Below are 25,363 nucleotides of genomic sequence, written 5' to 3' on the forward strand. Positions count from 1 at the left end.
GAAGATCCATGAACAGTCAGGAAACCCCTAAGCGTCGCGCCCTGGGCAAAGGACTCGATTCCCTATTGCCTCGCGCCCAGGCACCCGCGACTCCTGCGCCAACGGTTGAAGCGACAGGCAGGCCTCTCGAAATCCCCGTAGGTCAGATCGATGCCAACCCTTATCAAACGCGGGCTAGTGTCAATGAGGAAAAACTTAAGGAACTAGCGGCTTCCATCGCCGCTACCGGAGTCGTACAGCCAATTGTGGTCCGTCCCACAGCCAATGGCAGGTATCAACTCATCGCGGGAGAACGGCGCTGGCTCGCCTCCAAAAGTATCGGCAAAGAAACCATTCCAGCTGTTGTTCGCCAGGCTTCCAATGAACAATCCATGGAGATGACGATCGTTGAGAACCTGCAGCGAGCGGATTTGAACCCTATGGAACAGGCGCGCGCTTATGGACGGCTCGCTCAGGAGTTCAAGTTTACACAGGAACAGATGGCCCAGCGGACCGGGAAGGATCGAGCTTCCGTGGCAAATTTCCTCCGTCTTCTCAGACTACCGATGGAAGTGCAGGCCAAAGTGGAGGCAGGGGAACTAAGTTTTGGCCATGCGCGCGCGCTTTTAGCATTGGAAAACCCAGAAACAATCCTGATGGCTGCTCGCAAAGTGGGAGTTCTGTCATTATCCGTTCGGCAGACGGAAAGCTATGTACAGGGACTCCTTCATCCTGAAACCAAGGCAAAAGGGGAACAAAAGGCGATAATCGACCCTCTCGACCCTAATGTGCGGGAAGCGCGGGATCGCCTGCAGCGCTCTCTCGGCCTTAAGGTCAAGATTGAAGACAAGAATGGTCGGGGCAGAGTAGTGATTGAGTACTCCAACCTGGAAGACTTCGACACGCTTGTGGAAATGCTCGATAGAAATTGAAAAAGTGAGAACCCGAACAAAAGCCTGCTGATCTGGTTATCAAGATCAGCAGGCTTTTCTATTTCAGGGTTCCTGTTCGAATCTGCCACTCACCTCTGTAAGGTACTCCACATCTTCCACAGGCAACTGCAGACCTAATACTCGGACGTCTTTATAGAACTCAATCTTTGGCCAGCCGACCCTCAACAAACGGCAGAGGTTGGCCTGTGGAAAGCGTGGAGAAGGCGTCCGATGTTTAAAACAGGTACACCTATGGACCGCTTTAATACTGTACGGGGACTCCTTTTCCACGCTGTCTCCGCATTTTTCCTTCACACGGCGAATCCGGGCCTGTGTGTAACAAGGAGAAAGTGGAGCGGCTGGCGAGCTTTCCACCATGTCTTCCTTGTTTTGCCACTCCGCCTGAACCTGTTTTCTAAATCAGGACACACTATGAACCGAGCCTCTGATGCGGTTATGGTCCAACTTTCCACTTTTCCGAGCCGAACTGTTACTGCTGCTGTCTATCTATAAGACTGGATTGATTAACAGCAGTAGCAGCACGGGCGTCGTCGGACCATGGCCGGGCCTGAATTACTCTCGGCGCGTTCTCCACGCTACGACCACAATTTCCGCAATCGATTTGTCTCTAGAATGAGGGAAAGCGCACTCTTCTCTTCGCCGAAACGACGCGGTGGTGTAAAGTGTGGCCAACACTCGTATGCAGGAGCAGTCAGATGCCGGAGCTGGGACTGGAACAGGAAAAGCCTATTGTGCAGGGGGCGTCGATGGAGATAACGGTCAGCCGCCAGGAGTTGCTGCATGAGTTGACGGCCGCGCAGAGCGTAGTCGAACGCAAGACCACCATCCCGATTCTGTCGAATTTCCTGCTGGAGGCGGACGAGGGTGGTCTGACCATTGCCGCGACCGATCTCGATCAGAGCATGAAGACATCCTGCGTGGCCAAAGTAAAGAAGCCGGGCTCATGCACCATTCCTGCCCGTAAGCTTTACGATTACATCAAACTGCTCGCCGATGGTGATATCTCGATCAAGTTGATGGATAACCACTGGGTGCAGATCCGGTCGGGGCGCTCAAATACAAAGATGGTTGGCATGGCGCGGGCGAACTTTCCGCAATTGCCTGAGTTTCCTTCGACGAGTGTGACTGCGCTTCCTGCAGCATCGCTCAAGAGCATGATCTCAAAGACGATCTTTGCAATTTCGAACGAAGAGTCGCGCTATACGCTGAATGGAGCATTGCTGATACTCAAGGCTGAATCGATGGCCATGGTTGCAACCGATGGGCATCGACTCTCCCTGGTGGAGAAGCATGGGGAGAATTTCCCCGGGATAACGGGCGAGAAGAAGACGCTCATTCCGCGGAAAGCTCTGGCGGAACTGCAGTCCCTTCTTTCGAACACCGATGTACCGATCGTCGAGTTTGCCGATGATGAAAATACGCTCTACTTCAGGATTGGACATCGGACGTTGACCAGCCGCAAACTGACCGGGCAGTTTCCGAACTATGAGGCAGTGATGCCACGCGACAATAATAAGTTTGTCGTGGTGAAGAGCGAAGAACTTGGAGGCTCCATCCAGCGTGTCGCGCAGTTTGCGGATGAGCGTTCCGGAGCGATTCGTATGAGGCTCGAACAAAATGAGCTTAAAATCTCTTCCTCCTCTACGGATGCCGGCGAATCAGAAGATACAATCGAGACACCGTATAGCTTCGATCCAATTATGGTGGGCTTCAACTCAAGTTATATGCTCGATTTCCTTAAGGCAATCGGCAACACGGGCGAAGTTAGGCTGGAGTTCAAAGACGCTCAATCCGCAGGTCAGATGCGTCCCGAGGACGGCACAGAAGAATTCAAGTACCGCTATATCATCATGCCGATGAGGATCTGACGCACCGAAGTAGAAAGTTTGTGAGATAGCCCGTAAGGTGGCAAGCAGCCATTTTACGGGCTATTTGCTTTTGTAAATGCAGGGGCGAGGCACGAGATCTTAGCTTCTAAGCAGAGATAGCGACAAGGTCTTTGAGGAGTGGAGTAGACGCTACCTCGGCCAGTGTGAAGTTATTCATCCTGGTAAAGAAGGCAGCATAGCCTTCATCTAATGCATTCTTCAGCAGACAGTTGCCGCGAAGGGGACATGGCTGCGTAAAGCAGTCGATTACGGCATGTTCAGGCTCGGTACTACGCAGCACGTCTCCGATGCGAATCGACTCGGGCGAACGGGCCAGGCGTAACCCGCCACGTTCTCCCTTAGTGGTGATAATCCATCCTTGCTGACCAAGGCGATGAACTACTTTCACCATATGCGCATATGGCACATTGAACAGCGTCGAAACAGCACGAGCCGTGACCATGGCATCCATGGGCTCCTCACGGCTCGCCAGATACATCAAGGTACGCAAACTTAAGTCAGAAAAACGTGTGAGTTGCATAGTGCCGGCAACATCCTTCCAGATAGTGTCACGCCCGTGCAATGGCAGTAGCAAAGGAGGGATCGGGTGCGAACACTTCACTATATCTCCTGTGGAGTGGTACGCCTAAGTGGTCTAGAATACCCTCCACTGCACTCATGAAGCCGAGCGGACCGCAGTAGTAGAATTCTGCTTCACCCGCAGGCAGATGTGGGCGAAGAGACTCCAGAGTTAGACGGCCAATCTCGTCGTAATGCAGGCCCTGGATATCTTCAGGCTTTGTCTTCTCGTAGTAGACAACACTCTTTACATTGTTCCTGTTCTTCTCCAACTCTCGCATCTCATCTGCAAATGCATGCTGATCGCGACCTGCAGTCGCATGGACGAAGATGACCGGACGCTTGCCCTCCTGGGCCAGATGCTGAAGCATGCAGATGGCTGGCGTGATGCCAACGCCGCCGCTCAACAGCACGAGGGGATCAGTCCTAAGCTCATCAAGCACGAAATTGCCAGCAGGCATGCTTACCTGCACGACATCGCCTACATTCACATCGTCATGCAGGTGATTGGATATTTGCCCATGCGGGGTACCCTCAGCGAAGCCCGGCGCTGTTTCCCGCTTGACGCTGATCCGGTAAAACTCCCTGGTGGGGAGATGCGACAGGCTGTACTGGCGTATCTGGTCATACTGTGATCCCGGCACCCGCGCTTTGACACCGAGATATTGTCCAGGTTTGAAGAGCGGTAAGGGCTTGCCATCGGATGGCGCCAGATAGAAGGAGCAAATGCCTTCGCTCTCCCGCTCCTTGCGTAGCACGGTAAATGGTTTGTAGCCCCTCCATCCACCGTCAGACGCTGCACCCTCCGCATAAATGCCTTCTTCTTTATCGATCATGATCTGAGCGAGCTGCCCATAAGCCGCCGCCCATGCTTCGAGTATCTCCGGAGTTGCGGCCTCGCCCAGCACTGTGCGGATCGCTTTCAGCAGATGCTCGCCGACGACGGGATAATGTTCAGGAAGGACCTGCAGGCTCACATGCTTGTGAGCAATGAGGTTAACCATGCCGCCAAGTTGATCCAACTGGTCGATATGTGCCGCGTACGCAAGAATGGACGCAGCAAGACTGCGTGCCTGTCCACCATCCCGCTGATTGACTGGATTGAATAAATTCAATAGCTCTGGATGTGCTTCAAAAAGCTGCTGATAGAAGACTCGCGTAATTGCCTCGCCATTTTCCTGCAGCACCGGCACCGTCGCCCTAATGATTTCCTTGTGTTTCTCCAGCATGTATTCCTCCTGTACATGAATATACATTTGAAATATATATTCATGTACAGGGTAATTTTTTGCCCTGTGCTGCCCGGGAATGAGATTTTTCCGTAATTGGGCGAACGAGGTCTGAAGCGAAGGCGTGATGTTCGCGATGAATGAAAGATCGGGAGAACTACGCCATTCTTCCGCTTGCCAGGTGTGAGAGAAGTGAAGGGCTAGGCTGGTAAATGGTGGGCGAGGCGGGAATCGAACCCACAACCCCCGGCTTAGAAGGCCGGTGCTCTATCCGATTGAGCTACTCGCCCGTGGAACCAGTCCTTATTGTAGCGTCTGAGGCAGCTTCAAGCACCGTCTGCCAGATGGGGATAACGGACTGCGAATCGCTGCCGCAAGCTGCCGCATAGAGTGTCATACCAAAGCCATCGGCGCCCTCGTAGCTTGCTGCCCGCAGAACTAGATCAACGCGCGCCTGCCGGATCGCTCGTGAACGCAGCTCCGCCACTAGGCGTGCGGCCCACTTCTCATGCCACTGAAATGAGCTGAAGCACGCAGGCTGCAGTGTAATGACGTCAATATAGCTGGCGAGGCCGGCCGTGCAGGAAGTGTGGCCGGCCTCGAATTCGAAGGGGTCGATTTCTTCCGGCCCCAGCGGCCATACGTCACACTTCGAGGTAAGCAGAGGAGAGGCGGCTGAGTTCATATGCTGGAGAATGTGAATCAGCGCGGGATAAGCCGCCGCTTCTGGTAGGTGGCTGGCAGCGCCAAGCTCTACGCGTAGATTGCGAAACCCCTCCCACGGAACCACGATGGAGGGAAGATCGGAACCTATTTCTACGGCCCAGTCAGCTTCCACGCTAGACCGCCACGGATTGAAGAAAGTTGAGCAGAGTCTTCTCCGCCCAGTAGCCGTCGTCGTTGATGGCTGGCTCGAGAAAGGCGCAATGGCCACCATGCTTCGTTTCCAGGTAGCGAATGTGGGGATTGGTAAGCAGCGAATTGCGCGTCTCGGGGAGCATGCGGAGAAAAGGGTCATCAAGCGAGTGGATGATAAGCGTTGGAACAGACAGGGAGGCTACCCATTGGGAACTGGCCACGCTGGCATAGTAGTCGTCGGCATCGCGAAAACCGCCGTAGCGAGCGACGATCTGCCCGTCGAAATCACGCATGGAGCGTATGGTCTCAAGCCCTTGAGTTGAATAGAGCTCGGGAAAGAGCTTTGCCTTGCGGCGAACACGGGCGAGCATCGCACGGAGGAAACGGCGCTCGTAGACGCGGTTCTGGAACTCGTGAAGCGCGTCGGAGGAGGGCGCAAGATCCAGCAGCGGGGAGACGCCGGCAAGCGCCCGCACCTCAGGCCGCAGATCTGCGCCGAGTTCGCCGGCGTATTTCAACACGAGATTGCCGCCCATCGAGTAGCCGACCAGGGCAATGGCTTCCGCGCCATGGGCGACAAGCGCCTCAACCACCGCAGCTACATCCTCTGATCGACCGGAGTGATAGATCGTAGGCGATAGCTCTTCTGTCCCGCCGCAGCTGCGCATGTTCATGCGGACCACGTTCATCCCGGCGTTCCAGGCGCGAGCCGCATTGCCCAGCACGTACTGCGAGCTAGAAGAGCCTTCCAGGCCATGCACGAGCACGACGGTAAGCCTCTGAGCGCGAACGCCTTCGCTCTGCCAGTGGCAATGGCAGAGCACCTGCGTGGGTCCGTAGCCGGCAACTGGCCCTTCGACCTCGACCAGCAGAGACGTTGGCTCAGGTAGAGTCAGCCGTCGGGGCAGGAAATTGCCGGCGATGGTCTGCAGGTGTCCATTCCGCAGACCGCGGCGCGGGATAAAGTCCTGCCACTCGAAAACGGTGGTCGCAGGTGAGGCGTTGTCGGACGTCTCGCAGGCCACAGAAAATCCTCCTGCAGAGATGGTAACTGCTTGCGACAGGCTAATGCGCCTAGAGCGTAGCGCTGCGTACCGGCTCAGGACGCGGCATCGACTGGGGCTCCTCTATCCTGCCGAAGATCATCTTGCCGGAGGCGGTCTGCAGCACGGACGTGACGCTGATCTCAACGGAGCGGCCGATCATGCGCCGAGCATTATCAACCACCACCATCGTTCCGTCATCAAGGTAGCCGACGCCCTGGTTGAACTCCTTGCCTTCTTTGAGGATCGAGATGCTCATCTTCTCACCGGGCAGCATGACGGGCTTCAGGGCATTGGCGAGATCATTGATGTTGAGGACCGGTACGGAATGGAGCTGGGCCACCTTGTTGAGGTTGTAATCGTTGGTGAGGATCTTTGCCTCCATCTGGCGGGCTGCTTCGATGAGCTTGAGGTCAACTTCGCGAATCTGGGGATAATCATTCTCCACGATCTGTATAGACAGCAGCGGGTTGGATTGCATGTGTCGCAGAATGTCGAGGCCGCGACGTCCGCGCTGGCGCCGCGAGGCGTCAGAGGAATCGGCCACCATCTGTAACTCCCGCAGAATGAAGCCGGGAATGACGATGGTGCCCTCGAGAAAGCCTGTTTCTGCCAGATCGGCGAGTCTGCCGTCAATGATGGAACTGGTGTCGAGGAGCTTCAGACTCCGGCGCGTGGGACGTTCCCCGCTGAAGATGCCGCCCAGGGCGGCAAGGTTGAGCATGTCTCCCTTATTGGCTCCTACAACGAGGCCGACATAAGACATCAGCAGCAGCACGGCCAACTGGAGCAGACTGCGCAGAGCGCCATCCGGAAGGCTGTTGCGCAGTACCAGGCAGAAGAGAAACGCGCCGAAGATGCCAAGAATGCTGCCGATGACAGCGCCGAAGAGCCGCCTCAGGCTGAGCGCCCGGACGCGAAGCTCGAAATATACGATCAGCGCGGCAGAGGCAGCCCCTGTGAGAGCGGCAACCGGTCCAGGGAAGCCCGCGGGCCGGAAGAAGTAGAAGACAGACGAGAGAGAGGCAACGAAGGCAAGGCGTAGCAGTATGAGATCCATAGGGCCCTTACTCCTGCAATCGGGGAGTATACGCAGTCCCCGCTACTTTGGGCAAAATTTGGTGTTTGACCTTAATAGAAAGTGGTAGTGCAGTTCCGACAACCTCCTGCGCGGCGGAACGTCTTACTAACTGTTGGCTACAAGGAGTCACACTCACATGAAACGATCGATCAAACTCGCCCCCATTTTAATGGCGGCATTTTTCTTTTTGCTTCTTCCTCTGGCCGGGGCTCGTGCGGATAACATCAAGACGGATTATGACCATGACGTCAAGTTTGAGAACTATCACACGTACAGCTTCGGCAATATCCAGACGTCGGATCCATTTGCAAAGAAGCGTATCAAGCACGCAGTGAATATCCTGCTGCAACAGCGCGGCTGGCACGAGGTGCCTACCGGTGGTCAGGTGACCATCTTCGCCATGCAGAACGTGCACAACCAGAAGGAAGTCCAGACCATGTATAACGGCATGGGCGGCGGATGGGGCATGGGCTGGGGCTGGGGTGGCTGGGGAATGGGTCCTGGCGGCGGTCTGGGCATCTCCGACACCACCACCTATAACCGGCAGGTCGGTCGCCTGATGATCGATATGTTCGACACGAGTACGAAGCAGCTACTCTGGCGCGGTATCGCCAACCGCGATCAGACCAACGATGCGGACAAAAACAAGAGAAATCTCTACGGGGACATTCACCGGATGTTCGACCGTTTCCCGGTGAAGCCGCAGAAGTCCTAAGAAGAGGTAATTTGCCTCTCAGCCCTGAGCGGGTCTTCGTCCCTTCGCCTTTGGAGCGCGGAGGAATGAGGACCCGGCAGGGCGCTGTTTTTTGGCAGGCGCAGCGGCCGGTTTGGCAGCCGGGCTGGCTTTGCGAGGCCGGGTAGCGCGCCGCAGCGACTCAACCTCGCGCTCTGTGAGTTCGCGGATCTCGCCCGGTTCCACATCCAGCACAAGCGGGCCATAGCCTATGCGGCGGATCTTCTCCACGTGATGGCCCGCCTCCTCGAACATCTTCCTGATTTCGCGATTGCGTCCCTCGATGAGGGTCATCTCATACCAGGGATTATCGCCTTCGCGGGCCAGCCGGATCTGAGCAGGGGCAGTCATGACGCGGCCTTCGCGGGAGCCTGGCTTACCGCGCTCGATCATGACGCCGGAACGCAGCCGCTCGATGGCAGACTCGCTTGGGCGGCCGCTTACCTTAACGAGATAAGTCTTCTCAACGCCGAGAGCAGCGCGGGTAAGCTTATTGGCCAGCTCCCCGTCGTTGGTCATCAGCAACAGACCCTCGCTGAGGTAATCGAGGCGGCCAATGGGGTAGAGCCGTTCCCGGGAGCGCTCGAAGAACTCCATGACTGTGGGTCTGTTCTGAGGATCGCTGACCGTGGTGACATAGCCCTTGGGCTTGTTCAACATGAAATAGCGGTGCGGCTCAGGGCCCTGCAGCAGCTTGCCGTCGACGCGGATGTGGTCGCGATGGGGATCGGCCTTGGTGCCAAGTTCGGTGACGACCTGCCCGTTGACCTTGACGCGGCCTTCGAGGATCAGTTCTTCAGCCTTGCGGCGCGAGGTGAGTCCTGCCGCGGCGATAATCTTCTGCAGGCGCTGTCCGCTACCTTCTTTTTCATCCTTCATGAATTACTTCCGTATTCTCGTCCGGCTGCGTGTTGACACCGGGCAGGTCAGCAGTTTCCTCGTCTGAAGGCTCAAGGGAGACTGAGATGGGATGCGGAACACTCTCCGGTGCGGCGGCCTCGAGCGTAAAAGGTAAGTCGCCGGGCTGCTCGGAGAGTTCTCCCGCCATTTTTTCGAACTCCTCGACGGAGGGCAGCTCGTTGATGTCCTTGAGCCCAAAGCGAAGCAGAAATTCCTTGGTGGTCTTGTAGAGGATCGGCCTGCCGATGACCTGTTTGCGGCCAGCGGTGGCGATGAGCTTGCGGCTCATGAGGCTGCCCAGCACGCCAGCCGAGTCAACCCCGCGTATCTCGCTGACCTCGGGAGCGGTGATGGGCTGCTTATAGGCGACGACGGCAAGGGTCTCGAGCGCCTGCAGGGAAAGCTTCATGGGCGGCTTGAGGCTCTTCACGAAGCTGCGCACGGCATCGTGATATTCAGGCTTGGTGCCGACACGGTAGCCGCCGGCGATCTCACGGATTTCCATGCCGCGACCGCTGGTGGCATACTCCACGATCAGCTCGTCAAGAATCCGGCGCAGTTCCTCGCGCGCCTCGCGATCGCGCTGGCGTTCGCGGCGTCTTTCGTCGTCCGCAGACGGTTCAGCCGGTAGTTCGGGAACTGCCTCGGGCAGCACTTCGTCGACCGCCTCCGGGACGGTAGAGTCGGGGATCGACTCTGGAACCGACTCCAGGGCTGCCTCAGGAGCTGCCTCAAATGTCGCTTCCGGGGTCTCATCCGCGACGGCAGGTTCTGGCTGGGCTTCCTGTTCGCCGGTCTGCAACTCTTCCTCAACAGGCGATGGCAGGTCAGGAACAGCGGCGATGGGATCGACGGGAGCGGCCAGCTGGGCAGCCTCTCGGGCGAGCCTGGCCTCAAGCGCTTCCTCGCGAAAGAGGGTGGCTAGCTGGACGAGCGTAACCGGCTCTTCCGCAGCGTAAATGACAGCTTCGATTTTTGCCTTGAGGCTCATGCGTGCAGAGTGTCTCTTTGCATAGTACCAAGGGAGGTGCAGCCCTCAGCGCAGCAGGCCGGGCAGAGAGGCGAGGCCAAGAACTGCCTGAGTCGTGACGAGCCCGCCTGTGATCCAGAGAAAAGGCTTGCGGTAACGCGGCAGATCGAGCATGTCCGCGTATACCCCGGCGATGAAGGTAAGCAAAAATGGCAGCGCCCAGAGCCATGGCTCAGACTTGGCGCCGGTGGTGACGAGGAGCATCAGGAAGACGGCAATTACCAGTGGAGCCGTGTTACCGAAGTACCGGGACCTGCGGATCGCCGCATAAAGAGCCAGCGCGCCGGCCGCGGCAATGGTGGTGGCGGCATTGGAGAGGCTGCTGAAGAAGGTACGCATGGCGTCCATCGAGAACCATAGCTTGCCTGCAGCGCTGCGAAAGACGTAGCTGAAAGCATCGGGATGGAAGGCATAGCTGGCGAAGAGCAGGAATAACGCACCGCAAACCCAGAGAATCAGCAGCGTAGGGAGGTAAGAGCGGCGGCCCTCCGCCAGATAGCCCATCAATACCAGGGAAAGGAGCAGCCCCAGCAGGAATGTCGAGACGTGAGCCGCCGCTGTGAAGCCGAAGATGACGGTGAGCAGCACGATCCGCGGCCGCCACTTGCGCACCGGACCCTGCATCGCGTGCGCGACTCCAATGGCGGTATAGACCAACGCGAAGAGACCGAGGGCGGCGAGGATTTCATTATTGGGGTAGGTGCAGGCGCGCACCACCTCAGGCGAGAAGCAGTAGAGCGCCAGGGCGATATAGCCGCCGCTATCTCCGTAAAGCCTGCGTGTAACCCACCAGATGCAGCCGCCCAGAGCAAGGCCCGCGAGCATGAAGAGAGAAACCAGCAGAAGGTGGATATAGCCAACCTCGTGGCGCATTTCCCAGGTGGAGGTGCTCGAGGCCTGCCCCATGAGCATGCGCTCGATGGTCAGAGGCAGCCCGGCGGCTCGATAGGCAAGGGTTCCGTCGGAGATGTTGCCGCAAGTGGTGAAGTAGCCGGTGAGCGGCGACGGCTTTTCCCAGATCTCACGGCCGCAGCGCGCGAACTGGTAGTCGGTTCCGCTCAGGGAGCGGTGAGCGACGATCCATAAACACTGGGCAAGCAACACAAAGAGGAGTGCAGCCGCGATCTTCTGCGGGCGTTCAAAACGAAATCGGCGTATTCGTTGGGAAGTATGAGCGGCCATCGTTCGGTTGAAGGGTCTGCCGCCAGTGTACCGGAGGACTACTGGCGCTTCAGCCTCCGTTGTTCGGCGAGGAGCGCCATGGAGTGCATCAGGTTTTGCAGAGTCACAATCCCGATGATGCGTTCGTCTTCGGCGACGGGAACCAGCGACATGCGTCCGCCGGACATGCGACGAATGATGGCCCCCAAGGAGTCTCCAGGCTGCGCTACCTGAAAGCCGCGCGACATGATTGACTGCACATAGCCGTTGCCCTCGCTGCGCAGCGCTTCAAGTATGCTCTGTCGTGAGACGACGCCGACGAGATTCGGGCCGCGCACCACCGGGAACTCATCCTGGAGGCTGTGGACGGCTTTGAATAGCGCGTCATCCAGCGTATCCGACGGTGACATGGTGGAGAACTCGGTCAGCATGACCTCGCGCATTGTCACCGTATCGACCACGGACTGGAACATGTTGCCCTGGTCCTCCAGCTGGCCACTGATGAAGATGAAAAAGCCGCTCATGATGAGCCAGGGGCTCAATCCTGCTCCAGGGATGGAGCCATTGTTATGCAGCACCAGCAGGGCGATACCGGCGAGAACGGCTCCGAGGCCGATCATCTGCCCTATGCCGGAAGCGGCACGCGCTGCCGGGGCCGCTCCGCGCTGCCGCTGCAGGCTGTTGCGCAGCAGTCGCCCGGCGTCCAGCGGATAAGCGGGAATGAAGTTCAGCAATCCGAGAATAACGTTAAGCCATGCGGCGGAACGCATCAGGTGCAGGGGCGTAACCAAGGGGTGCGCCAGCAGAGGAACCTGGGGAGCCGAGCCCGCGATGAGCGCTGCAAGCATGCCAGCAACGGCAAAGTTTGCCATTGGCCCGGCAAGGGCGAAGGTGTACTGCACTGACCCGGCAGCAGCACGCTCCGTGCTGTCAGGGTTAGCGAAGGAAAACAGCCCCCCGATGGGGAGCAGCAGCACGCTGCGCACCTGAAGCCCGTAATAGGCGGCGACCAGGCCTCGCGCAAATTCGCGAACCAGGACGGCGCAGAGCAGCAGCAGCCACAGCGCGATCCCCCGCCACACCGGGACCTCAACCGTGCCAATCGAGATCATGGAGAGCCCGAGCAGCAGAAGGAAAAAAGAATGAATGCGGAGATCGACTCCCATCCATCGCCCTAACGGAAATGACCAGCCTCTCACGCTTCTTCTTTTTCCTCGATCCTTCGGGCCCCTAAACCGTCCGGCCCGGCAGGCTGTTTCGATTGTAGTTCAGCTACCATCGCGGTATGCGAATCATCGCGGGAGAGTTCCGCTCACGCCGCCTGGTAGCCCCGCGAGGGATGGCGACCAGGCCAACCAGCGACCGTTTGCGGGAGACGCTCTTCAACGTCCTCGGGAGCGCAGTAGAGGGCGCCAACTTCGCAGATCTCTATGCGGGATCAGGTGCGGTCGGCATCGAGGCGCTCAGCCGGGGGGCGCGCAGCGTGCTCTTCGTCGATGAGGCCGAGGCGGCGGTGCGGGCCATCCGCGAGAACCTCACGTCGCTGCAGGTGCGGCAAGGATTCACCATCGAACAGAGAAGCGTGGCCTCCGCACTGCGCAGGCTGGCCGAGCGTGGCGGCGCAGCGTGGCAGGTGGTTGTGCTCGATCCTCCTTATGCGATGGCGAAGGAGTATGAGCAGACGCTTGGCCTGCTCGGTGAGCTGAATGAGAAGCTGCTGCAGGGCGGCGCTGTGGTTGTGGCCGAGCACGAGAAGCGCAGTAGCCTCGGGGAGTCTTTCGGGCCGCTTCGTCGCACGCGCGTGCTTACGCAGGGCGATGCGGCTCTGAGCTTCTACCGCATCGATTCGCCCACCAGGCCCGCACCTGGATAAGCCGCGACGACAGGCTGCGCTGCGCTGGTCCGTTTGCATCAGAGTGAGTGGAGCTGCGCACCTGCGGCCATTGCAATGAACGAAGCAAATCGATCCGCGAGCGATGCCGTGTCGAGCAGGAGGCGAAGTAGTCCGAGCTATTATGCGCTGTTTACCATCTGCGCCTTTGCGGCCTGGATTCTCTTCACGGCCAGCTTCTCCAAGCAGGAACTGGCCCTTGGCGCCGGTTGCGCTATCGCCGCGGGATGGTTCTCTATCTCAATGGCGGGGCGCCTTGGCTGGCTGATCGCGCCTTCGTTGAGGGATTCGGCTGAGGGCTGGAGACTGCCGTGGTATCTGCTCACGGACACGCTGCTAGTGATTCATCTGCTCATCAAAGACCTGGCAGGAAAACGTCCGCCATCGGTATTTCTCGCCGTGCCGTTTGAAAAGGGAGACGGTAAGCGTGGTCCTATCCGCAGCGCACTGGCCGTTGCTTATACCTCTGCGACACCCAATGCGATCGTGCTGGGTATCGACCGGGAGCAACACCGAATGCTGCTGCATCAGCTATCGAAGAGCAACATTCCAGCGATGACCCGGCATCTGGGTGCTGAGGGAGAAAACGATTCACCATGAATGTCTGGTTGCTGGCCTCATGCGCGGTTGGACTGTGCCTGGTACCCTGCGCGGCGATGTGCCTGCAGGGCTCGCCCGAGCGACGACTGGTGGGGCTGGAGATGACGGGCACGATTGTGACCCTGCTGCTGGTGCTGCTGACCATGGGCTTTCATCGACCGATCCTGATGGACCTGCCTCTGACCGTCGCCATCATGTCACTTGCTGCGGGTCTGGTCTTCGCACGCTTCCTGGAGAAACAACTGTGATGCATACAGCGTTGGCGATTCTACTGGGAGGCGTCGCGGCGATGTGCTGGCTGGGATGCATCGGTATGCTGCGGATGAAGACACCTACTGAGGCACTCCACTATCTGGCGCTTCCAGCCGGCTTCGGCGCAATGTTCCTGGTGGCAGCGGTTTCTATTGAAGAGGGATGGTCGAGCGCCACGGCAAAGATGATCCTGATCGCGGTACTGATGTTGGCATTCAACTCCGTGGTCGCCCATGCGACGGCGCGCGCGCTTCGTGTACGCGCCCTGGGCCACTGGCAGCCCTCACCCGAAGATGGGGTGGAATATCTGCCCGCAGGCAGCGACGAGGAGCGGCGATGACAATCTTCCGCATGCTGCTGCTGTCTCTCATTGGTCTTGCAGCTCTCGGCGTGGTGCGTACGCGGGACCTGGTGTCACAGGTGTTGGCGCTGACCTTCTATGGAATGCTTCTGGCCGTGATGTTCTTTGCGTTTCAGGCACCCGATGTGGCGCTGTCGCAGATCGTGATCGGTGCTGTCGCTCTGCCGCTGATGATCATGCTGGTGCTCGCGCGTATGCGCCATCGGGAACGCACTCTGGCTGAGCAGAAGGACGGCAGATGAGTCAGAAAGTCAGGCTGCGCATTTTCTGGATCTGTGCCGCGGGCTTTGCCTGCATTTACTTTCTGGTGGCTAAAAACTTGCCGCCGTGGGGACACTATCGCGGCCCGTACGGTGACGTGATCTCAAGTCTCTCTGTCTATGAGCGTCATGCCACCGATGTTGTGAACGCGATCGACTATGACTATCGAGGCTTCGATACGCTGGCGGAAGAGTTCATCCTTTTTACTTCAGTGCTTGGCGTCATGATGCTGCTGCGTCCGCCGGAGAGAAAAGCCACGCCATCTGCAACTGCTGAAGAAAGCATGAGCCCGGCGGTTCAGTTGGCTGCGCTACCCTGTTTCGCCATTCTGATTCTCTTTGGACTGTACATGTCTACCCATGGACAACTGACGCCGGGGGGCGGTTTTCAAGGCGGCGTGATCATTGCCAGCGCTCCTATGCTGGTCTACGTTGCTGAACATTTTCGTGCATTCAAGCGCATCACCTCTCATCCTCTGGTGGAGGGGCTTGAAGCGGCCGGAGCGGCTGGATATGCGGTCATCGGCGTGACGGCATTCGCAGCGGGTGTGCCTTTTCTGACGAACTGGGTTCCGCTCGGCGTCACGGGGAAGGTTTTCTCCTCAGGGACAATCGCAGCGATCAGCGCCTGCGTGGGGCTCGAAGTGGCGACTGCCTTTCTGCTGCTGAGCTACACCTATCTGGCTGAGATCATTGCAGACGCGGGAAAGACAAAATGAACAGCGTGATCCATACATTTCCTTATCTCGTTGCAGGGTGGGTTTTCCTTTGCGGACTCTATGGCATCGTCACCAGCAGACACCTCGTCCACATGGTGGTTTCAATGGCCGTGTTGCAGACCTCTACTTATATTCTGCTGTTGAATATAGGCTTCCGGCAGAGTGGCGCCGCTCCTGTCTTCGCTGATCTGCCACCGTCGACCCGAATTGTTGATCCGATAGTGCAGGCGCTGATGTTGACGGACATCGTGGTTGAGGCGACGGTGGTTGCGCTGGTGCTGGCGTTTGTCGTCAAAGCGCACGAGAATGCAGGCACGCTCTCCCCGGACGATCTTCGCATGATGCGCGGCTGAGCAGATGACGATCTCTCCTGCACTGCCGGTTGCCCTGCCTATGCTTGCCGCTGCAGCGATCGCAGGAGTGCGTCGCTGGCTGTCCCGCGCGGTAGTCGATGCGGTGGCGATTCTCACCGCTGCCACCAACCTCGTGATGTGCGCGCTGCTGCTGACGAGGAGCTGGGACGCCCCCATTGTCTACTGGTTCGGAAACTGGTTCCCTCGCGGGCGGATGGTGCTCGGGGTTGGATTCGTCATCGATCCGGTGGGAGCCGGACTGGCTACGCTGGCGGCCCTGCTGATGCTGCTGGCGCTGATCTACTCCTCAAGCGCGATGGAGAGCGGCGACAACCACTACCAGCCATTGATGCTTGTCTTTCTCGCGGCCATGTCGGGTTTTGTCCTGACGGGCGATCTCTTCAACCTCTTCGTGTTTTTTGAGCTTATGAGCACCGCAGCATTTGCTCTCTGCGGGTTGAAAGTCGAAGAGCCTGCGCCTCTGCAGGGAGCATTCAATTTTGCGGTTACGAATACGGTGGGAGCATTCTTCACACTGACGGGGCTCGCCTTTGTCTATGCGGCTACCGGTGCTCTCAACATGGCCCAGATTGGCTCGCTGCTCGGCTCGCGACATGACACGCTGGTGATCGGCGGCTATCTGTTTCTCATCACCGGATTTCTGATCAAGTCTGCTGCCGTTCCATTCCACTTCTGGCTTGCGGATGCGCATGCTGTCTCTCCCACGCCTGTCTGCGTGCTCTTCTCCGGAATCATGGTTGAGCTTGGTCTCTTCGCGATCCTGCGGGTGACGAATACGATGTTTCGCGCCAGCATGGGGCCGCCGCATACAGCGCTACGCGATGTCCTGCTGACGGTAGGAGCTGTCTCTGCTGTGTGGGGCGGTGCGATGTGCTTTGCTGAACACCACCTGAAGCGGCTGCTTGCGTTTTCAACCATCAGCCACGCGGGCGCGATGATGATGGCGCTCGCTGTGAATACTCCTGCTGCCATTGCCGGGTGGCTTGTCTATCTCTTCGCGCACGCAATGGCTAAGTCGGGATTGTTCTTCACCGCCGGCATCCTGCTCCATCGCCTGCGGACGATGAGCGAGCCACTGCTCTTTGCGCGGGGCACGAAGCTGCGCTTCACGGCCGCGCTCTGGCTGCTGGGGGGCTGTGCGCTGGCAGGGCTGCCACCCTTTGCCATCTCCCTCGGAGAAGAGCTGACCAGCAGCGCAACAAAGCACTCAGACGCTTCAGTGGTGCTGATGGCGGCGTTCCTTCTGTCAGGCACGTTGACCGCAGCCGCTGTCTTTCGCGTCTTCATGAGGGTCTTCTGCGGCTGGGGCGATCATGGCCCTGCGGATCGTTCTGCCGAGGTCGATGAGTTGCCGGAGATGCACGAACAGAACCGCGTAATTCCGGCGCGCATGTTTGTGCCTGCGCTGCTGTGCGTTCTCTTTGGCACGGTGCCCTTTCTGTTGCCGCAGGCTGTTTCGTGGAGCGGCGTTGCGGCCGCGCGGATGCTGGATCAGCAGGCGTATATCCGGGTCGTCTATGGACAGGCGAGGTCGGCGGTGGCACAGTCCTCACTTGCGGCAGATGTGTGGTCGGCGCTGCTTCATTCCCTGCTGGCCGTCGCGTGCGGTGCGGCACTCGCTGCTGCTGCCGTGTTTCACAAGGCTGTCCCGCGACGCCTGCGCTGGGCCTCTCACATGGAGGGCAGCATGGTCTGGATGCGTAGCCTGCAGAGCGGACACGCAGGAGACTATGTGGTGTGGACGATGGCTGGCTTCAGCCTTCTGGGCACCGCATTGTTTCTACTTCGATAGCACGCCGTCAGGGTGACGCCCTGGTAGCATGGCGCGCACGATGAGCGAGCCTCCGAAGCAGATGATGACTGACTGGGTGAGGAGGTGCGAGTTATACCTCCAGGCGAGCACCGCGAAGCAGATGGCGAAGGCGAGCGGAAAGGTCTCCGCGAGCAGCCCGTCAAACCAGTGCGGCCTCGTGGCGGAGGAAGGAACCCGCGGCCAGGGGCTCGGCAGGATTCGTGGCACGCGCTTCACATAGTCGAGATAAGGGCCGTTGAGCTTGTCCCTGAGAAATGATTCTTCGGCGAGGACCAGCCGCAGTATAAAGAAGCCCAGTGTCACTACGAAAAAAAGAGCGCCCTGCGGCGGCATGAGTATCGCAACAGTCAGGGCGGTCAGATAAGACCCTAGATAGAGAGGATTTCTGACGTGCCGATAAGGACCTGCGGCAAGCACCTGCTGCCCTTGAAGCGAAGGCGCCTGCATGGTCGAAGCGCCGAGATAGGCTGTACCCCAGATGCGGATGACAGCGCCTGCGAAAGCCAGCGCAATGGCCATGCTGGTGACGAACATGGTGGCGTTGCTTAGAGAAAGCCAGTGAGCGCTGGCGATGGCGCCGATCAGCTCAAGCCAGGTGCTGGTGATCGCCGAGGTATGCGAGGAGTAGCGCTCCCATGGCGCCCAGAAGCCAAGCACATAGAGAGCAAAGATGATGGGCATGCGAAAACGGAACTCAAGGTTTGTGGCCTTCATTGTCTTCCTTCTAAGTCACACACGTGAGCGCCGCGTTGGTCCGATGCAGTGAAGAGTGCTAGACGTTGCAGATGTCGATAGCTTCACGCAGCTGCGTGAAAGGGTCGCCGGTGGGTAAGAATTCATGAGCGACGTAGCCGGTGTAGCCAGTGGCCGCGATGGCGCGCATCACGGCCGGATAGGTTATCTCCTGGGTTCCATCGATCTCATGTCGTCCGGGTACGCCGCCGGTGTGAAAGTGGCCCAGGGCGTGGATATTCGCAGTGATGGTTGCGATGAGATCGCCCTCCATGATCTGCATATGGTAGATGTCGTATAACAGCTTGACCCTTGGCGAAGCTACTTCATCCACAACGCGTACACCCCAGGCTGTGTGGTCTGCCATATAGTCGGGATGGTTGACCTTGCTGTTCAGCAATTCCAGGCAGATGGTGACGCCGTTATCTTCGGCGATCTTTTTGACGCGGTTGAGGCCGGCGATGGTGTTGCGCGCGCCCTCCTCGTCGCTCATGCCCTTGCGGGTGCCGGAGAAGGTGATGACATTCGGGACCCCCGCTTTGGCGGCCAGCGGAATATTCGTGCGAAAGGCTGCCTCGATCGCGGCGTGGTTTTCCGTGCGATTCAGCGCACTGGCAATGGTGCCGCCACCTGCATAACCCATGGTGCAGATGAGGCCATAACGCCGCGGAATCTCAAACTCCGGCACCTCCAGCAGATCAATGCCGACAAGCCCATTGTGTGCGGCAAACTCACAGAGTTGTTCGAGGGGAATCTTCTGATAGCACCAGCGGCAGACAGACTGGCGAATACGCCCTGAGGGTTTCTGGGGTGTATCCGCAGCAAAGGCGGAAGCCGCCAGCGGGAGTGCCATCGCGGATTGCAGCATGGAGCGGCGCGTGAGCCGTGTCATGGTTGCAGATTCTAGTTGATTTAGGAGCCGCCGCCAACTGCGGTGAAATGGGTGGTGCTCGCAAACTGCTGCATTGTCTCCCGCAGGTACTTGTGCGGATTGACGGGAGTGTTGCGAATCCTCACCTCGTAGTGAAGGTGGGGACCGGTGCTGCGGCCGGTGGAGCCGACATAGCCGATGACTTCTCCGCGGCGAACCTGTTCGCCGCTCGTTACCGCGAAGCCCGAAAGATGACCGTAAAGGGTAGTCAAGCCATAGCCGTGGTCCAGAATAATCTCACGGCCGTAACCGTTGACCGGTCCCGCGATCTCGACAATGCCGTCAGCGGTGGCACGTACCGGCTGCCCATAATCTGAGGCGATATCGATGCCGGCATGGAAAGCGCCCTCACCGTTGAAGGGATCCAGCCGCTCCCCAAAGGAGCTCGTTACCCGGCCGATCACAGGCCAGAGACTCGGTGCATCGGCAAGATTTGCCCAGGCGACAGCGCTCGCGGCTGCAGGCCCGGAGCTGGTTTCAATGACCCGGGACATGCGACCGGAAAGGCCTGTTTCAAGCAGAGAGGAAAGCTGGTCGACAGACTGCTTGTAAGCCTGATCGCTGAGATCGTCCGTGCCTGCTGGAATCGTCGGGGCGCTGGCGGGCGAGACGGCAGCCTTCGTCGAAGTCAATTTGTTCTGGCGGAGGCCATAAAGAGCGCTTACTTCGCTTGCCAGTGATCCGAGTGACGCGGCCTGCACGTCTTTTTCATGGGCGACCTGCTCCATCTGCAGGTAGTCCTTGCGCAATGCTTCCCGTTGGGAGCGAACCTGGTTGAAGCTGGCCGTCTTGAGCAGCATGCGGGTGTAGGAGCCAGCCATCCCCGTGATCGTGAATGCGCCAACGACAGCTGCGGCTACAAAAATGTACGCGTAATGGAGCGGCACAGGAATCTTCCTGAGTTTGCCGTTCTCGTCCCGCGAAACAAAAATAATGTAGTGCTGTCTCCGCAAGCCTGTCCCTTCGGCCTCGATTGTCCGGGCCTAACTATCTGTCTCCATCGTGCGGGCGTGAGAAATGGAGTGTTCCGCTGGGACAGACCTTATATCAGAATCAACTTAAAATTTATCAGTTGGATCGACCCAGGTCAATCATTGCGGGTTGCCCCGAGTCAGGTTGAAAGCTGCCGAGGACAGAGTACTACAGTAACTGGAGAGGCCAACTGCCGCGAGTTTATAGCCGCCTCTATGATTGAGGCATATTGAAGAAATCCAGCACATTGGGCGAGCTAGCCCTGATCGAATCCATCCGCCGGCGGCCTCAGCGGATGAATCGGGCCGTACGGATGGGCATAGGCGACGACTGCGCCCTGCTCCGGCTGCGCCGAGGTGAGGAACTGGCAGTGACCACTGATTTTTCGCTGGAGGGGATCCACTTCCGCCGGGACTGGCACGCTCCTGAGCAGGCCGGGCACCGCTGCCTGGCACGCGGGCTCAGTGATCTGGCAGCGATGGGCGCCACTCCGGTGGCTGCTTTCCTCTCATTGGCTGCGCCAGCGGAGCTAACCCGGTCGACGGGCCGCATGAAGAGTTGGGTCGGGCGTTTTCTAGACGGACTGCTGGCGCTGGCCGCGGCGCACAAGGTGGTGCTGGCGGGGGGAGATACCGCCTGCTTTTCATCGGTGGCCGCGGATATTGTGCTGACAGGTTCGGTACGGCAGGGGAAGGCGCTGCTGCGCTCCACGGCGCGCGCAGGCGACATCGTCTACGTTACAGGCGCCCTGGGCGGCGCGGCGGCCGAACTGCTGGCCGTTGAGCGTGACCCTCGCCTCTCCATGCGCCTCATCCAGGCTGCCAGCGGCCACCCGCATCTCTTCCCGGAGCCGCGGCTTGCCGTGGGCCGCAGCCTTGTCACCCGAGGACTGGCGACGGCGGGAATGGACATCAGCGACGGGCTCTCTACGGACCTGCACCACCTTTGCGAGGAGTCGCGTCTTTCGGCGGAGATTGATGCGGCTGCAATTCCCCTGCATCCTCTGGCCGCCGAGGCAGAGCGCTCGGGGCACGCGGCGTCCGCTCTGGCACTTGCCCTTCATGGCGGCGAAGACTACGAGCTGCTCTTTACCGCCAGCCCGAAGGCGAAGATTCCCGGGAAGATTGCCGGGGTAGCGATTCACCCGATCGGCCGGATGCTGCGGAGGGGGAGCGGTGTGCAGCTGCGAACGGGAAAGACGAGAACTCCGCTTGCGCCCCAGGGCTGGGAGCATTTCCGCCGGTAGACCGGGCATGCTGCAAAGAAAAGATTGCGTTACGATGAGTAATTGCGGCCTTCTACAGGAGAAGTAACAGGGCTGGCGTCCTGCTTATGATGAACGACTTTCGCGCGGCTCCCAATCAGCTTACGTTTCTTCGCCTCTGCATCATTCCCTTTCTGGTGCTGGCGGTGCTCGACGGGCACTTTCGGACGGCGTTCGCGCTGTTTGTAGTCGCTGGCATCAGCGATGGATTGGATGGGTTGCTGGCGCGGCTGCTGCATCAGAGCACGGTTCTGGGACAGTACCTCGATCCTGTGGCGGACAAGCTGTTGCTGAGCACGCTGTTTCTGGTGCTGCACCACCAGGGCCTGATTTCGCGGAGGGTGACGGTGCTGGTCTTCGCGCGCGACTTCGGGGTGCTCATTGTGGGCGCTATTCTCTATGCCAGCATGGGCATGCGCGACTTTCGCCCCAGCATCTTCGGCAAGGCAAATACCTTTGCGCAGATCGTGGCGCTGGTCGCCGTGCTGCTGGCTACGTTCTATGCCACGGCTCCGGTGATTTTTGTCCGCCACTGGGCGCTCAACGCGACCATGGTCTTCACCGTGCTTTCCGGCTTCAACTACGCGTGGCGCGTAGCCCGCAGAATGAGCGTTCCCGCGCCCGCGGTCGGCGGATAGCAGTTCGATGGGCCGCATCCGCATTCTCAGCGATCAGGTCGCGAACCAGATTGCCGCCGGCGAGGTGGTCGACAGGCCCGCTTCCGTCGTCAAGGAGCTTCTTGAAAATGCAATCGACGCCGGGGCCACACGCATCCGCGTAGAGGTGGAGGGCGGGGGGCGCAAGCTGATCCGCGTCACTGACAATGGCTGCGGCATGGTCCGCGACGACGCCATGCTGGCTTTTGAACGCCATGCCACCTCCAAGATTCGCAGCTCGGATGATCTGCTCACTATCTCTACGCTGGGGTTTCGCGGAGAGGCCCTGCCCTCGATTGCTTCGATCTCCCGGCTGGAGATGGAGACCCGTGTAGCCGAAGACGCCTCCGGCACACTGATCGAGATAGCAGGGGGCAAGATGTTGCGCGTCGAGGACTCAGGCGCGCCGCCTGGAACGACGTTCATCATCCGCGATCTGTTCTTTAACACGCCTGCCCGGCGCAAGTTCCTGAAGTCGGAGCAGACAGAACTCTCCCATGTGACTGCGCTGGTTACGCATTATGCGCTTGCCCATCCGCAGAAGCATTTCGAGCTGCACTCTGCGACGCAGAATCTGCTGATGGCGCCCCCGGTGACGCGCGCCGAGGAGCGGATCTACCAGATCTTCGGGCGAGAGACGCACGCGCAGCTGCTGCAGATGGCCGCCGAGCGGCCTTTTGATCGTGCCGGGCTGCCCGAGCCTCCGCCCTGGCGCCGCGACGCGGACTACGCCCCTCCGGAGCCGGGATTTCTGCGGGTGAGCGGCTTCGTGTCAAAGCCAGAGCTGCAGAAGCTGAACCGCAACTCGATCTATGTCTTCGTGAACCAGAGGTTGATCCGCGATCGGCTCATTCTCCACGCCATCAGCGAGGCATACCGCAACATCATGCCGCCCACCTCATTTCCAGTGGTGCTGATGTACCTGGAGATGCCGCCGCATGAGGTGGATGTGAACGTTCATCCTGCCAAGACCGAGGTGCGGTTTCGGCAGCAGTCGCAGGTGCACGACTTTGTCCGCGACTCGATCCGCAATACCCTGATGCGCGCCCGGCCAGCGGCCAGCTTTCTCACCGCGCTAACGTCGAATCCTCACGCGACTCCTTCCCTGATGCCGCCGATTTCGCCGATGCCAGGGGAGAGCGCGGAGGTGGAGGCATATCGAGACTCTGAGCACCCGCCACGGCCCGAAGAGGCAGCGCACTTTGAGCTGGCGCCGCCCGAGCCTCTGCCGGACCCGGCAAGGCTTCCCTTCGGCGAAGCAGCCGCCCCGCAGGAGCCGCATGGCTGTGCAGCGCCTGCCTTCCCTGAGGACGGCGAAGTGCCGAGCCTCAACTCCCTTGCCTCCCTGAAGCCGCTGGGACAGCTGCGGGAGTCTTTCATCCTTGCGGTCAATGAAGAAGGCATGTGGATTGTGGATCAGCATGTCGCTCACGAGCGGGTGCTGTTCGAGAAAATTCTGCGGGAGCGCGAAACGGAGGGCACGCAGCGTCAGCGCCTGCTGATGCCGGTGCTGATCGAGCTGCTGCCGCATCAGATGGTGCTCTTTGCGCGGATCGCGGATGAGCTTGAGCGGAATGGCTTTGAAGCGGAACCCTTTGGCCCGCGCAGCATCGCGGTGAAGGCAGCGCCCCCAGGGCTCGAAGGCAAGGAGCTCGAACGGATGCTGGTGGAGGTGCTCGAAGAGAGCGTGCGCGAGTCGCAAACGGAGAACCTGGACCGGCTACGGACACGCATTGCGGCCTCCATTGCCTGCCATGCGGCGATCAAGGTGAATATGCCGCTGGACACGGCGCGGATGGAGTGGCTGCTGGCCGAACTGGCAAAAACAGCCCATCCGACGAATTGCCCGCATGGGCGTCCCATCGCTTTAAGGTATTCTTGGAAAGACATACAGCGGGCCTTTCAGCGAATCTAGTTTGTGTTTTCTGACACTTTGGCGGCCCGCTTCGAAGAAGGACTTCTCGTGACACCGGAACAACTCAAGAACACACGCGCGGAAAGATGGCGGCAGCAGGGCAATGCTGTGCTTACGCTGGACGACGCCCAGGAATGGCTCAACCAGACAGGACTCTGCCTGTTTCTGCCGCGACGCACGCAGCTGCCCGCCCCCGCACCAAGCTTCGTCGAGGCGTGCCTGGGGCGCGAAAGCGCAACACCCAAGCCGCAGGAAATTGAAGAGGCGACGTCGCTGCTCGACCGGGCGCTTGACGACGGCAAGCTCGTTCCTCTGAACCTGCTCGGAGCCATGGTGGAGCAGGCCGATTTTCTGGCGACTGCCGACGCGCTGCCCGCCATCTTTGCACTGCGGGGCGACCGCGACTGGAAAAGTGGACCCAAGGGCCAGTCTTCCCCGCTGGTCATCGAGGTCTGGAAGGTGCTCGATCGCGAAGGAGCGATGACGGCCGTCGAGATTCAGGAGAAGCTGGGCCGCGAACTTACCGAAGCGGCTGTTCATCGCGCGCTGAATGAATTATGGGGCGCGCTGCGTGTCGTCCCCGTGTTTTCCACCGAGAGCAAGGCCGGCCGCATAGTTCACTGGGAGCTGCTGCAGGTGCGATTCCAGCAGTCAATGCACAAGGGCGGCGGCATGTCCCGTTCGGCGGCACTCTCCTCGCTCGTTTCGCTCTACCTGCAGTCGGCCATCGCCGCGACCGAGGAGGAGATTGAAACCTTCCTCTCGCCGCTCTCCTCGCGGTCGAAGATTCGTGAAGCAGTGCGCGGTCTTGGCGCGACCCGCCAGCTGGGGATGACCTCTTCCGGCACGGAGGTGGTTTACCACATCGCCGGCGAGCTGCCTGAATTCCCGGAGGTCGAGGTGGTAGCTGAAGATGCTCCCGCGACCGGTTACATTCCCCGTCATGAGGGCGGTAAGAGGCCTGCTTATAAGCGGCCGTCCTTTGCCCAGAGCGGCGGAGAGCGCAAGCGTCCGGCTGCGCGCACGCCGCGCCGCGAGGGCGGAGCATTCGCGCCCCGGGCAGAAGGCGGCAAACGGCCTCCCGTGCGCAGATCTGCCGAGGCAGGAGCCGGTGAGCGCAGGCCTTATAAGCCACGCACGGAAGGCGAGAAGCCTTTTGAGCGGAAGAGCTTCGGGTCGGATACCGGAGAGAGACGTCCTTACAAGCCG

General features: G+C 59.4%; 27 protein-coding genes and 1 tRNA gene. 15 read left to right on the top strand and 13 right to left on the bottom strand.

Annotated elements, in window-relative coordinates:
- The first annotated feature begins 8 nt into the window (after window positions 1–8).
- Both C7378_RS10435 and dnaN read left to right on the top strand, forming a co-directional pair.
- Window positions 9–911 carry a ParB/RepB/Spo0J family partition protein gene (locus C7378_RS10435; protein ID WP_131995984.1) on the top strand — a complete coding sequence of 301 codons (903 nt, stop codon included), beginning with the start codon at window positions 9–11 and terminating at the stop codon, window positions 909–911.
- 716 nt (window positions 912–1,627) lie between these two features.
- Window positions 1,628–2,800, top strand: coding sequence for a DNA polymerase III subunit beta (gene dnaN / locus C7378_RS10440; RefSeq protein WP_243648186.1), 1,173 nt, complete (start codon window positions 1,628–1,630; stop codon window positions 2,798–2,800).
- A gap of 106 nt (window positions 2,801–2,906) precedes the next feature.
- Here the strand turns inward: dnaN and C7378_RS10445 are convergent, their stop codons facing one another.
- The 6 genes from C7378_RS10445 to C7378_RS10470 form a co-directional block, all read right to left on the bottom strand.
- Window positions 2,907–3,341, bottom strand: a complete 435-nt coding sequence (locus C7378_RS10445; protein ID WP_131995987.1) for an RrF2 family transcriptional regulator — start codon at window positions 3,339–3,341, stop codon at window positions 2,907–2,909.
- Between the two features lie 28 nt (window positions 3,342–3,369).
- On the bottom strand, window positions 3,370–4,608 hold the full coding sequence (gene hmpA, locus C7378_RS10450) for an NO-inducible flavohemoprotein (protein ID WP_131995990.1): 1,239 nt from the start codon (window positions 4,606–4,608) through the stop codon (window positions 3,370–3,372).
- A gap of 213 nt (window positions 4,609–4,821) precedes the next feature.
- A tRNA-Arg gene (locus C7378_RS10455) sits at window positions 4,822–4,898 on the bottom strand.
- On the bottom strand, window positions 4,889–5,446 hold the full coding sequence (locus tag C7378_RS10460) for a hypothetical protein (protein ID WP_131995993.1): 558 nt from the start codon (window positions 5,444–5,446) through the stop codon (window positions 4,889–4,891). The genes C7378_RS10455 and C7378_RS10460 overlap by 10 nt, the downstream gene beginning before the upstream one ends.
- A gap of 1 nt (window position 5,447) precedes the next feature.
- Window positions 5,448–6,491, bottom strand: a complete 1,044-nt coding sequence (locus C7378_RS10465; RefSeq protein ID WP_131995996.1) for a YheT family hydrolase — start codon at window positions 6,489–6,491, stop codon at window positions 5,448–5,450.
- Between the two features lie 49 nt (window positions 6,492–6,540).
- Window positions 6,541–7,569, bottom strand: coding sequence for a PIN/TRAM domain-containing protein (locus tag C7378_RS10470; protein ID WP_131995999.1), 1,029 nt, complete (start codon window positions 7,567–7,569; stop codon window positions 6,541–6,543).
- Window positions 7,570–7,726: 157 nt separating this feature from the next.
- Between C7378_RS10470 and C7378_RS10475 the strand changes: the two genes are divergently transcribed.
- On the top strand, window positions 7,727–8,305 hold the full coding sequence (locus tag C7378_RS10475) for a DUF4136 domain-containing protein (RefSeq protein ID WP_131996002.1): 579 nt from the start codon (window positions 7,727–7,729) through the stop codon (window positions 8,303–8,305).
- 18 nt (window positions 8,306–8,323) lie between these two features.
- Here C7378_RS10475 and C7378_RS10480 read toward each other — a convergent pair whose 3' ends face one another.
- The 4 genes from C7378_RS10480 to C7378_RS10495 are packed head-to-tail and all read right to left on the bottom strand — an operon-like array spanning window position 8,324 to window position 12,613.
- Entirely contained in the window at window positions 8,324–9,202 is an 879-nt protein-coding gene (locus tag C7378_RS10480) for a pseudouridine synthase (RefSeq protein WP_131996005.1), read from the bottom strand.
- Window positions 9,192–10,214 carry an SMC-Scp complex subunit ScpB gene (gene scpB, locus C7378_RS10485; RefSeq protein ID WP_131996008.1) on the bottom strand — a complete coding sequence of 341 codons (1,023 nt, stop codon included), beginning with the start codon at window positions 10,212–10,214 and terminating at the stop codon, window positions 9,192–9,194. Before scpB ends, C7378_RS10480 begins: the two co-directional genes overlap by 11 nt.
- 45 nt (window positions 10,215–10,259) lie before the next feature.
- Window positions 10,260–11,435, bottom strand: a complete 1,176-nt coding sequence (locus C7378_RS10490; RefSeq protein ID WP_131996011.1) for a hypothetical protein — start codon at window positions 11,433–11,435, stop codon at window positions 10,260–10,262.
- Between the two features lie 38 nt (window positions 11,436–11,473).
- Window positions 11,474–12,613, bottom strand: a complete 1,140-nt coding sequence (locus C7378_RS10495) for a CBS domain-containing protein (RefSeq protein WP_131996014.1) — start codon at window positions 12,611–12,613, stop codon at window positions 11,474–11,476.
- Between the two features lie 86 nt (window positions 12,614–12,699).
- Here C7378_RS10495 and rsmD point away from each other — a divergent pair, with 86 nt between their 5' ends.
- The 8 genes from rsmD to C7378_RS10535 all read left to right on the top strand — a co-directional run bounded on the left by rsmD (window position 12,700) and on the right by C7378_RS10535 (window position 17,663).
- On the top strand, window positions 12,700–13,287 hold the full coding sequence (rsmD, locus tag C7378_RS10500) for a 16S rRNA (guanine(966)-N(2))-methyltransferase RsmD (protein ID WP_131996017.1): 588 nt from the start codon (window positions 12,700–12,702) through the stop codon (window positions 13,285–13,287).
- A gap of 75 nt (window positions 13,288–13,362) precedes the next feature.
- Complete coding sequence (locus C7378_RS10505) at window positions 13,363–13,905, top strand: hypothetical protein (RefSeq protein WP_131996020.1); 543 nt, start codon at window positions 13,363–13,365, stop codon at window positions 13,903–13,905.
- Entirely contained in the window at window positions 13,902–14,153 is a 252-nt protein-coding gene (locus tag C7378_RS10510; protein WP_131996023.1) for an MrpF/PhaF family protein, read from the top strand. The genes C7378_RS10505 and C7378_RS10510 overlap by 4 nt, the downstream gene beginning before the upstream one ends.
- Entirely contained in the window at window positions 14,153–14,497 is a 345-nt protein-coding gene (locus C7378_RS10515; protein WP_131996026.1) for a cation:proton antiporter, read from the top strand. Before C7378_RS10510 ends, C7378_RS10515 begins: the two co-directional genes overlap by 1 nt.
- Window positions 14,494–14,760 carry a Na(+)/H(+) antiporter subunit B gene (locus C7378_RS10520; RefSeq protein WP_131996029.1) on the top strand — a complete coding sequence of 89 codons (267 nt, stop codon included), beginning with the start codon at window positions 14,494–14,496 and terminating at the stop codon, window positions 14,758–14,760. The genes C7378_RS10515 and C7378_RS10520 overlap by 4 nt, the downstream gene beginning before the upstream one ends.
- Window positions 14,757–15,497, top strand: coding sequence for an MnhB domain-containing protein (locus C7378_RS10525; RefSeq protein ID WP_131996032.1), 741 nt, complete (start codon window positions 14,757–14,759; stop codon window positions 15,495–15,497). Before C7378_RS10520 ends, C7378_RS10525 begins: the two co-directional genes overlap by 4 nt.
- The gene (locus tag C7378_RS10530) at window positions 15,494–15,850 is read left to right on the top strand and encodes a sodium:proton antiporter (RefSeq protein ID WP_207901403.1); all 357 of its coding nucleotides are present in this window, start codon (window positions 15,494–15,496) and stop codon (window positions 15,848–15,850) included. The genes C7378_RS10525 and C7378_RS10530 overlap by 4 nt, the downstream gene beginning before the upstream one ends.
- Before the next feature lie 4 nt (window positions 15,851–15,854).
- A complete protein-coding gene (locus C7378_RS10535) occupies window positions 15,855–17,663 on the top strand; it encodes a complex I subunit 5 family protein (protein ID WP_131996035.1) in 1,809 nt (602 codons plus the stop codon).
- On the opposite strand, the gene C7378_RS10540 is transcribed toward C7378_RS10535, so the two are convergent.
- Genes C7378_RS10540 through C7378_RS10550 form a run of 3 tightly spaced genes read right to left on the bottom strand, consistent with a single transcriptional unit; the run spans window position 17,652 to window position 20,300 of the window.
- Window positions 17,652–18,398, bottom strand: coding sequence for a methyltransferase family protein (locus tag C7378_RS10540; RefSeq protein ID WP_131996038.1), 747 nt, complete (start codon window positions 18,396–18,398; stop codon window positions 17,652–17,654). The genes C7378_RS10535 and C7378_RS10540 overlap by 12 nt on opposite strands.
- A 58-nt stretch (window positions 18,399–18,456) precedes the next feature.
- Window positions 18,457–19,308, bottom strand: coding sequence for a hydroxypyruvate isomerase family protein (locus C7378_RS10545; protein WP_131996041.1), 852 nt, complete (start codon window positions 19,306–19,308; stop codon window positions 18,457–18,459).
- 20 nt (window positions 19,309–19,328) lie between these two features.
- Window positions 19,329–20,300 carry a M23 family metallopeptidase gene (locus C7378_RS10550; RefSeq protein WP_131996044.1) on the bottom strand — a complete coding sequence of 324 codons (972 nt, stop codon included), beginning with the start codon at window positions 20,298–20,300 and terminating at the stop codon, window positions 19,329–19,331.
- Between the two features lie 248 nt (window positions 20,301–20,548).
- On the opposite strand from C7378_RS10550, the gene thiL reads away from it, so the two are divergent.
- The 4 genes from thiL to C7378_RS17695 all read left to right on the top strand — a co-directional run.
- Entirely contained in the window at window positions 20,549–21,565 is a 1,017-nt protein-coding gene (gene thiL / locus C7378_RS10555) for a thiamine-phosphate kinase (protein ID WP_243648187.1), read from the top strand.
- A gap of 86 nt (window positions 21,566–21,651) precedes the next feature.
- On the top strand, window positions 21,652–22,221 hold the full coding sequence (locus C7378_RS10560) for a CDP-alcohol phosphatidyltransferase family protein (protein WP_243648188.1): 570 nt from the start codon (window positions 21,652–21,654) through the stop codon (window positions 22,219–22,221).
- A 7-nt stretch (window positions 22,222–22,228) separates the two neighbouring features.
- Window positions 22,229–24,154, top strand: coding sequence for a DNA mismatch repair endonuclease MutL (gene mutL, locus C7378_RS10565; RefSeq protein WP_131996047.1), 1,926 nt, complete (start codon window positions 22,229–22,231; stop codon window positions 24,152–24,154).
- Between the two features lie 48 nt (window positions 24,155–24,202).
- The coding region (locus C7378_RS17695) for a hypothetical protein (RefSeq protein ID WP_207901404.1) at window positions 24,203–25,363 on the top strand (1,161 nt) is incomplete at its 3' end.

It is taken from the genome of Acidipila rosea (assembly GCF_004339725.1).
Classification (GTDB): Bacteria; Acidobacteriota; Terriglobia; order Terriglobales; family Acidobacteriaceae; genus Acidipila; species Acidipila rosea.